At 74.1% G+C, this 7,588-nt stretch carries 6 protein-coding genes and 1 pseudogene; 4 read left to right on the top strand and 3 right to left on the bottom strand.

What is annotated here, in order from left to right:
• The 4 genes and pseudogenes from ACFXA3_RS28630 to ACFXA3_RS28615 form a co-directional block, all read left to right on the top strand.
• A pseudogene (locus ACFXA3_RS28630) lies at window positions 1–353 on the top strand (hypothetical protein); the annotation flags it as partial.
• Between the two features lie 186 nt (window positions 354–539).
• A complete protein-coding gene (gene efeO, locus ACFXA3_RS28625; RefSeq protein ID WP_385191383.1) occupies window positions 540–1,688 on the top strand; it encodes an iron uptake system protein EfeO in 1,149 nt (382 codons plus the stop codon).
• Between the two features lie 21 nt (window positions 1,689–1,709).
• Window positions 1,710–2,555: an iron uptake transporter permease EfeU gene (gene efeU, locus ACFXA3_RS28620; protein ID WP_385191382.1), complete on the top strand. Its 846-nt coding sequence runs from the start codon at window positions 1,710–1,712 to the stop codon at window positions 2,553–2,555.
• 28 nt (window positions 2,556–2,583) lie between these two features.
• A complete protein-coding gene (locus tag ACFXA3_RS28615) occupies window positions 2,584–3,231 on the top strand; it encodes a hypothetical protein (protein WP_385191381.1) in 648 nt (215 codons plus the stop codon).
• Window positions 3,232–3,287: 56 nt separating this feature from the next.
• Here ACFXA3_RS28615 and ACFXA3_RS28610 read toward each other — a convergent pair whose 3' ends face one another.
• From ACFXA3_RS28610 to ACFXA3_RS28600, 3 genes are read right to left on the bottom strand one after another with little or no spacing between them, the layout of a single operon-like run.
• Window positions 3,288–4,031, bottom strand: a complete 744-nt coding sequence (locus ACFXA3_RS28610) for a response regulator transcription factor (protein WP_385191385.1) — start codon at window positions 4,029–4,031, stop codon at window positions 3,288–3,290.
• A gap of 23 nt (window positions 4,032–4,054) precedes the next feature.
• Entirely contained in the window at window positions 4,055–6,712 is a 2,658-nt protein-coding gene (locus ACFXA3_RS28605; protein WP_385191380.1) for an ABC transporter permease, read from the bottom strand.
• Complete coding sequence (locus tag ACFXA3_RS28600; protein ID WP_385191378.1) at window positions 6,709–7,437, bottom strand: ABC transporter ATP-binding protein; 729 nt, start codon at window positions 7,435–7,437, stop codon at window positions 6,709–6,711. The genes ACFXA3_RS28605 and ACFXA3_RS28600 overlap by 4 nt, the downstream gene beginning before the upstream one ends.
• Window positions 7,438–7,588 lie beyond the last annotated feature (151 nt).

The raw sequence follows: 7,588 nt of genomic DNA, 5'->3' as shown, positions 1-7,588 counted from the left end.
GCGCGCGCTGACCCCCCACCCCCCCATCGCGGCCCTGGACCTGCGCCACCAGGAGCTGGTGCTGCCGGACCTGCCGGGAGCGGGCCTCGGCCGGGGACGCGGTGGCGGTCGTCCCGCACGACCCGGGACTGGCCGCGGCGTACGCCGACCGGGCCGCCGTCCTGCACGACGGACGGATCACGGCCGACGGACCACCGGCCGAGGTGTTCGGGGGCGAGCTGCCGAGCCGGGTCCACCGGCAGCCCGTCGAGGTGCTGCCGCATCCGCGCACCGGGGTTCCGTTTGTGGTCCCCGTACGGGACGACGGCCCTTCCGCCCTACGGACCGGTCACATCGACTTGACCTCCGCTTGACCTTTCCTTGGGGCGGCCCTGAGGGTGCCGTGACGACCCCGTGTCCGTCGGTCGTATGTGTGGGCTGAATCACTGGACGCGCGGGTATGGGTCAGGTAAGCCTCGGTTAAGTTAGGTCCGCCTCACCGGCCGCCCTCCTGATCGGGGCGGCCGTCTGCCGAACGCCAGACAGCCAGGAGCCCGCCCATGCGTCCCGCCCGCCTCACCGTCCTCACTGCGGCCGCCGCCGTGGCCGCGCTCACCGCCGTCACCGGCTGCGCCGAGAAGGGCGGCGCCGGCGACGGGGCCATCAAGGTGGCTGCCTCCGACAGCGCCTGCGAGGTCTCCAAGACGGAGTTCCCGGCCGGCAAGGTCACCATCGACGTCGAGAACAAGGGCTCCAAGGTCACCGAGGTCTACGTCCTGTTCCCGGACGACCGCATCGTCGCCGAGCGCGAGAACATCGGCCCCGGCACCAAGGCCTCCATCACCGCCGAGATCAAGGCCGGCGACTACGAGATCGCCTGCAAGCCCGGCATGAAGGGCGACGGCATCCGCCAGAAGATCAAGGCCACGGGCGGCGCCGCCGCCGAGAAGCGCAGCCCGGAGCTGGACGCCGCGGTCGCCGCGTACCGCAAGTACGTGCAGGAGCAGGCCGACGAGACCCTCCCCAAGGCCCAGGCCTTCGCGGACGCGGTCAAGGCCGGCGACATCGACGCCGCCAAGAAGGCGTACGCCGTGTCCCGCATCGGCTGGGAGCGCACCGAGCCGGTCGCCGAGTCCTTCGGCGACATCGACCCGAAGGTCGACGTCCGCGAGGACGGCCTGGAGGCCGGCCAGGACCCGGCGAAGGACTGGACCGGCTGGCACCGCCTGGAGAAGGCCCTGTGGCAGGACGCCAAGATCGGCGACCCGGAGAAGGAACTCGCCGGCCGGCTCATGACCGACCTTGACGACTGGGTGAAGCGGGTCGGCACTGCCGAGATCACCCCCACCGCCATGGCGAACGGCGCCAAGGAACTCCTCGACGAGGTCGCCCGCAACAAGATCACCGGTGAGGAGGACCGCTACTCCCACACCGACCTCGTCGACTTCAAGGGCAACCTCGAAGGAGCTCGGAAGTCCTACGAACTGCTCAAGCCCGTGGCCGCCGAGAAGGACGCCGAACTCGCCCGGCAACTCGACTCCCAGTTCGCCGCCCTCACCGTCCTGCTGGACAAGTACCGCAACGGTGACGGCGGCTACGAGTACCTTCCGTACGACCAGGTCACCGAGCCGCAGCGCAAGGAACTCTCCGACGGCGTCAACGCGCTCGCCGAGCCGCTGTCCAAGCTCGCCGCCGCCGTCGCCAAGTAGCCCGGAAGGACACCGCCCCTCATGTTCGGCAACTTCCTGATCGGACTGCGCGAAGGCCTCGAAGCGAGTCTCGTCGTCTGCATCCTCGTCGCCTACCTCGTCAAGACCGGCAACAGCCGTCAGCTGCCGCCCCTGTGGGCCGGCGTCGGCATCGCGGTCGCCCTCAGCCTGGCCTTCGGCGCCCTGCTCCAGTTCGGTTCCTCGACGCTGACGTTCCAGGCCAAGGAAGCCCTCGGCGGCAGTCTGTCCGTGCTGTCCGTCGCCCTGGTCACCTGGATGGTCTTCTGGATGCGACGCACCGCCAGGCACCTCAAGAGCGAACTCCAGGACAAGCTCGACGCCGCCCTCGCGGTCGGCACCGGCGCCCTCGTGATCACCTCCTTCTTCGCGGTCGGCCGCGAAGGCCTGGAAACCTCCCTCTTCATCTGGACCGCGGTCCAGGCCACCGGCGACGGCGTCCGGCCCCTCATCGGCGCCCTCATGGGCCTCGCCACGTCCGTCGTCCTGGGCTGGCTCTTCTACAAGGGGGCCCTGCGCATCAACCTGGCCAAGTTCTTCCGCTGGACGGGCGTCATGCTCGTCATCGTCGCCGCGGGCGTCCTCGCGTACGGCATCCACGACCTCCAGGAAGCCGCCCTCCTGCCGGGCCTGCACAGCCTCGCCTTCGACATCAGCACCACGCTCCCGCCGGACTCCTGGTACGGGACCCTCCTCAAGGGCGTCTTCAACTTCCAGCCCGACCCCACGGTGCTCCAGGCGGTCGTCTGGGGCCTCTACCTGGTTCCGGTCATGGCGTTCTTCCTCGCCCCCGAACGGAGCGGGTCCGCCGCCCGGCCGAAGCCGGCCGCCGAGCCGGCCGCGGAGTAGGAGTCACGGGGGAGCCGGGGGAGGGGCGGTGCACGAGGTGCAGGCGAGCGATGGCGGGGCGGCGCGGGAAAGGGCTGCCGAGGCGGGCCGCGTGGTGGAGTGGCTCGGCGCGCGCGACCGGGTCGAGCGCGCGTTGGAGTCGTCCCTGGGAGGCCTGCCGTGCGAGCGTGACGAGACGGTGTCGCGGATGGCCGACGTCCTCCAGGCCACGGCCCGGGGCCTCGGCCCCGAGGCCGCCGCGGTGTGGGCGGGTGTACCGGACCGGGTGCTGCAGGGCTGGCTGGCCGGTGATCCGGCCTTCGCCGCGGCCCTGGAAGCCGCCGCCGCGCTGGCCGCTGCCCACGGACTCGAAGCGGGCGGTTCGACGACACCCGCGATGGTCCGTGTGGTCGTGCTGGCTCTCAGCCGGGGGGCGACCTGGCCGGAGGCCTTGGCGGTGGCGGGCTTTGCGCACAGGAGCTTCCGACGGCTGTCCGACGCCCACCCGCTGCTGGCCGCGCTGGTGGAGGCGGCGCGGCGGGCACGACCCCGGAGGTCGAAGAAGTTCGTGCCGGCCACCTACCGGCCACGACGGCCCGGGCAGGCATCGCCCAGGCCCAACGCCTTCCGCCTCGTACAGCGCGACGACGCGAAGGCCCCACCGCTGCGGGCACGGTCCGACAGCGGCGACGCATGAGCGCGTGAGCGGCCCGGCGGGACCGCGGGGCGCCGCGCCGGCCGGGTCGACCACGGTCACCCCCCGTCCGCTTCGAGGCGGTACCCGTAGCCGCGCAGGGTGGTGATGCCGGGCGGTTCCACGGGCGGCCGCGCCTCGGCGCCGGCCTGCGCGAGACGGCGGCGCAGCGAGGCGAGGGTGACGTCCAGGGTCTTGGTCGGCCCGAACCAGTTCTCGTCCCACACCTGCGCCATGAGGTCTTCGCGCGACACGGCGGCCCCGATGTGCCGGGCGAGGACCGCGAGCAGGTCGAACTCCTTCGGGCGCAGGACGACTTCGACGTCACCCAGCAGGCATCTGCGGGCCCGGGTGTCCAGCGCGAACGCGCCGGCCTGGTACATGGTCTCCCGGTCGCCGTGGCCGGCCGCGGCCGGAAGGCGACGCAGGTGGGCACGGAGCCGGGCCAGCAGTACGGACAAGGTGAACGGCTTGACGAGGTAGTCGTCCGCACCGGCGTCGAGCCCGGCGATGACGTCGATCTCGTCGGTGCGGGCGGTCAGGATGACGAGCAGCACGTCCGGGTGGCGGCTGCGCAGTTCGCGGGCGACGTCGATGCCGTCGACGTCGGGCAGCCCGAGGTCGAGCAGGACCACGTCCGGCGGAGCTGCGTCGGCGGCGGCGAGACCGTCACCGCCGGTGCGCCGCCAGGTGGTGTCGTATCCGTGGCTGCGCAGTCCGGTGTCGAGGTGCCGTCCGATGGTGTCGTCGTCCTCGATGACCAGGAGGAGGGGGGCCGGGCTGCGGTCCTGGGGCGCGGGCATGGTCAGCAGGGTAGGGGTACGGCTCACAGTTCGCGCAGTTCCTCGACGGGTGGGCGGGAAGAGCGCCGGGCGGCGTTGAGGGCGGCTGCGGCCAGGGCCGCGACGGTGGCGGCGACGGTGAGGGTGAGATAGCCCCACGGGACGGCCATGGCGGCGGGCGGCGGGTCGAACACGCCGGTGAGGACCGTGACCAGCATCCGCGACAGGGACCAGCCGATGAGGGCGCCGCCGACGAGCCCTCCGGCCGTCAGCACCGCCGCCTCGGTGAGGACGAGTCCGCGCAGCTGGTGCCCGGTGGCGCCGAGGACGGTGGCGAGGGCGAAGGTGCGCCGTCGTTCCGCCAGGCCGAGGGCGAGGACGATTCCGCCGGACGCCGCCGCCAGGAGGACGGCGAAGCCGAGTTCGATGCGGGTGAGTCCGGCCAGGTCCACGGCGGTGAGGCTGGAGCCGACGGTGGTCCGGGTCCGGGTGAGGTCCGTGACCGTGGCGGTGGTGCCCAGCTTCCGGCGGAGCGCTGCGGCGATGCCGCTCTGGTGCGCGCCACCGGTGTCGACGAGGAAGGCGCCGACCGCGTCGTTGCCCGTGCTGCGGGCCACGTAGTCGGCGTTGGCGACCAGGAAGCTGTCCTTGGGGGCGGTCGGGAACTCCTTGACGATGCCGGCGTAGTGGAAGGGAACCGTGCGCAGGGCATGGGTGCGGCCGTCCCGGAGTCGCAGGTTCACCGTGTCGCCCGGGGCCAGCCGGAAGTCCTTGACGGTCTCCTCGCTGACCAGGAGGGCGTCGGGGCGGGCGGCGAGACGGGCCATCAGGGCGCGCGCGGTGCCGCCGGAGAAGTAGGCGTCCTGGAGGGAAGTGGCGGCGGCGACGGTGGCGGGCCGGACGCCGTACAGGTCCTGGAGGTCGGCCCCGACGTACGCGAAGCGGTGCTGGAGGGGTTCCACGTGCCGTACGCCGGCCACCCGCAGGGCGGCGGCCGCGCCGGGTCCGACGCCGGCCCCCGGAGACTGGGTCACTGTGACGTCGGCGCCGTTGGTCAGACGGGCGTCGACCTCCGCCTGCCGCCGGTAGGTGGCGTTGAAGACGGCTGTGGAGGCGGCGAAGGACAGGGCCAGCGCCAGCAGGACGATCGCGCGGGCCAGCGGCCGGCGCCTGCGCGACATGCCGGCCGCGGTGGTGCCGGCGAGCGCGCCGGTCAGGGGCCGGGCGAGACGGCCCAGGAGCCGCCTGCCGTGGGCCAGAGCCAGGTACGCGAGGCGCCACAGCAGCAGCGCGGCGCCGAGCCACAACAGGGCCGGCCCCAGGAAGGCCCAGTAGGACACCGAGATGCTCGGCACTCCCTCCGGGGCCAGTACGAGGGCGTACTGGTTGCCGCTCGCGGCCCTGAACACCAGCAGGGAGACGGCGAGGAGGACGAAGTCCAGGCCGTGGCGCATCCACCGGGGCGCCCGGGCACGGCCGACCTCGCGGCGGGCCCCGACGACCGTACCCGTGCGCAGGTCGCGCAGGGCGGGCAGCAGGACCGCCGCCCCGGCCACGGCGAGCCCCAGGACCAGGGAGAACGCGGACCAGGCCACCGTGGAGGCCGTGCTCGCACCGAACGAGGCGGTGCCGAAGGCGGCCCGGCCGGCCAGTGCGGCGATGCCCACCCCGAGCAGGCCCCCTGCGACGCCGACCACGGCGGCTTCCGCACCGGCCAGGGCGGCCACCTGACGGGGCCGTAGTCCGCGGGTGCGCAGGAGGGCCTGTTCCCGGCGCCTGCGGTCGGCGCCCGCCCCTGCCACCGCGGCGGTCAGCAGGGCGGCGAGTACCGCGCCGGGGACGCCGAGGAACAGGAAGAGCACCTGGGCATAGAGGGCGTCCTTGCGGGCGGCGTCGAGCGCGGCGCCGAGGTTGTCGCCGACGACGGCTCCGCCGGAGGTGCGGGCCTCCAGGTTGCGGGCGGCGGCGGTGACGGCCGTGTAGGCGGCCGCGGGGTCGGCGGGCAGGGGCGCGTCACGGGCGATGTGGATCTGGGTGGTCACGGCGGCGGGGTCCGCGGTGGTTTCCGCTGCGGTCAGGCGCGTGAACAGGGACTGCGGCACCAGGATGACGTTGTCGGGCGGGGCGGCGGGCTGGGACCGGGGCGGGGCGCCGACCTTCTGGAAGAGCGAGTCGGCCTGCGGAAGGTCGACGACCCCCGCGACGGTGACGGGGGCGGGGCCGGCGCCGGGCAGGGCGATGGTGACGGTGTCCCCGGGAGCCGCGTGCAGGTTGGCCGCGGTCTGCTGGGCGAGGAGCACCCCGGTGGCGGCGCCGGTCAACGGGCGGACGGCGCCCGGGAAGGTGCGCCCGTAGGAGTCGGGGAGACCCAGGACGACGCCCGGTCCGGTGCTCTGGGTGCTGCCCGCCCCGGTGGCCTGGAAGCCGGTGCTGCGGGCGAAGCCGACGGGTTCGGCGGCGCGTACGCCGTCGGCGGCACGGGCGGCGGCGAGGACGGCGCCCGTGTCGGCGCCCGGTTGCACCTCGGCCTGCCAGGCGACGGTCACGGAACGCACCGCGCGGGCCGTCATCGTGGACTTCGAGGCGGTGAGGAACGAGCCCAGGGCGGCGACGAGGGCGACGGCGAGGGCGATGCCCGCGGCAGTGGCGGCGAGGCGTCCGCTCCGGTGCCGCAGCAGTCCCCAGATCCACGAGATGATCACGGCACGGTCCTTTCGGGGGCCGCCGCCGGCATGTCCCGGGGCGGCCGGGGTCCGGTCCGCAGGCGGCCGTCGTGCATGGTCCACCGCTGCGGCAGCCGGCGGGCGACGGCGGGGTCGTGGGTGGTGACGACGAGGGCGGCGCCGAGCGTGTCGGCGCTGGCCAGCAGCACGTCGACGACGTGCCGGCCGGTCCTGCGGTCGAGTTGCCCCGTGGGTTCGTCCGCGAGGATCAGCAGGGGCGCCGCCGCCAGCACCCGGGCCACGGCCACCCGCTGGGCCTGGCCCCCCGACAGTTCCTCCGGCAGCTTGTCCGCGAGCCCGGTGGCGCCGACCAGGGCCAGGCAGTCCAGGGCGCGCCGCCGGGCCGGCTCCTCCGGGCGGCCGGCGAGGACCAGCGGCAGCGCCGTGTTCTCCACGACGTCCAGCGCGGGGATCAGGCTGGGCCCCTGGAAGACGACCCCCACCTGGTCCGGTACCGGTCCGCGGGCCAGAGCGGGCCAGACGACCCGGCCGGCGGTGGGTGTTTCGAGGCCGGCCATCAGGTGCAGCAGGGTGGATTTCCCGGAGCCCGAGGGCCCGGTGATCGCGATGCGGTCCCCGGTACGGACCTCGCAGGTGGCGCCGTGGACCGCGACGACCGCCGCGGGTCCGTCGCCGTAGGTGCGGGCCGCGCCCCGGCAGCGGACGAGGACGCCGGGCCCGGTCACGGCGTCCGGCCGGCTCACGGCCCGCTCCTTCCGTCGCGCAGCGTGAGGACGCGGTCGGCGATCCTGACGACTTCGGGGCTGTGCGTGACGAGCAGCACTCCGGCGCCGGAGTGCGCCCTTTCACGGAGCAATGCCAGGATCCGCTGCTCGGTGGCCCCGTCGAGTGCGC

The organism is Streptomyces sp. NPDC059456 (assembly GCF_042750055.1).
Lineage (GTDB): Bacteria > Actinomycetota > Actinomycetes > Streptomycetales > Streptomycetaceae > Streptomyces.
The sequence above is the reverse complement of the archived record's forward strand: the minus strand, read 5'-3'. Positions and strand labels throughout refer to the sequence as shown.

Bases quoted from the DNA above. Each gene is read 5' to 3' on its own strand.
- ACFXA3_RS28610 (WP_385191385.1), bottom strand. From the start codon at position 4,031: ATGCCCGCGCCCCAGGACCGCAGCCCGGCCCCCCTCCTCCTGGTCATC.
- efeU (WP_385191382.1), top strand. From the start codon at position 1,710: ATGTTCGGCAACTTCCTGATCGGACTGCGCGAAGGCCTCGAAGCGAGT.
- efeO (WP_385191383.1), top strand. From the start codon at position 540: ATGCGTCCCGCCCGCCTCACCGTCCTCACTGCGGCCGCCGCCGTGGCC.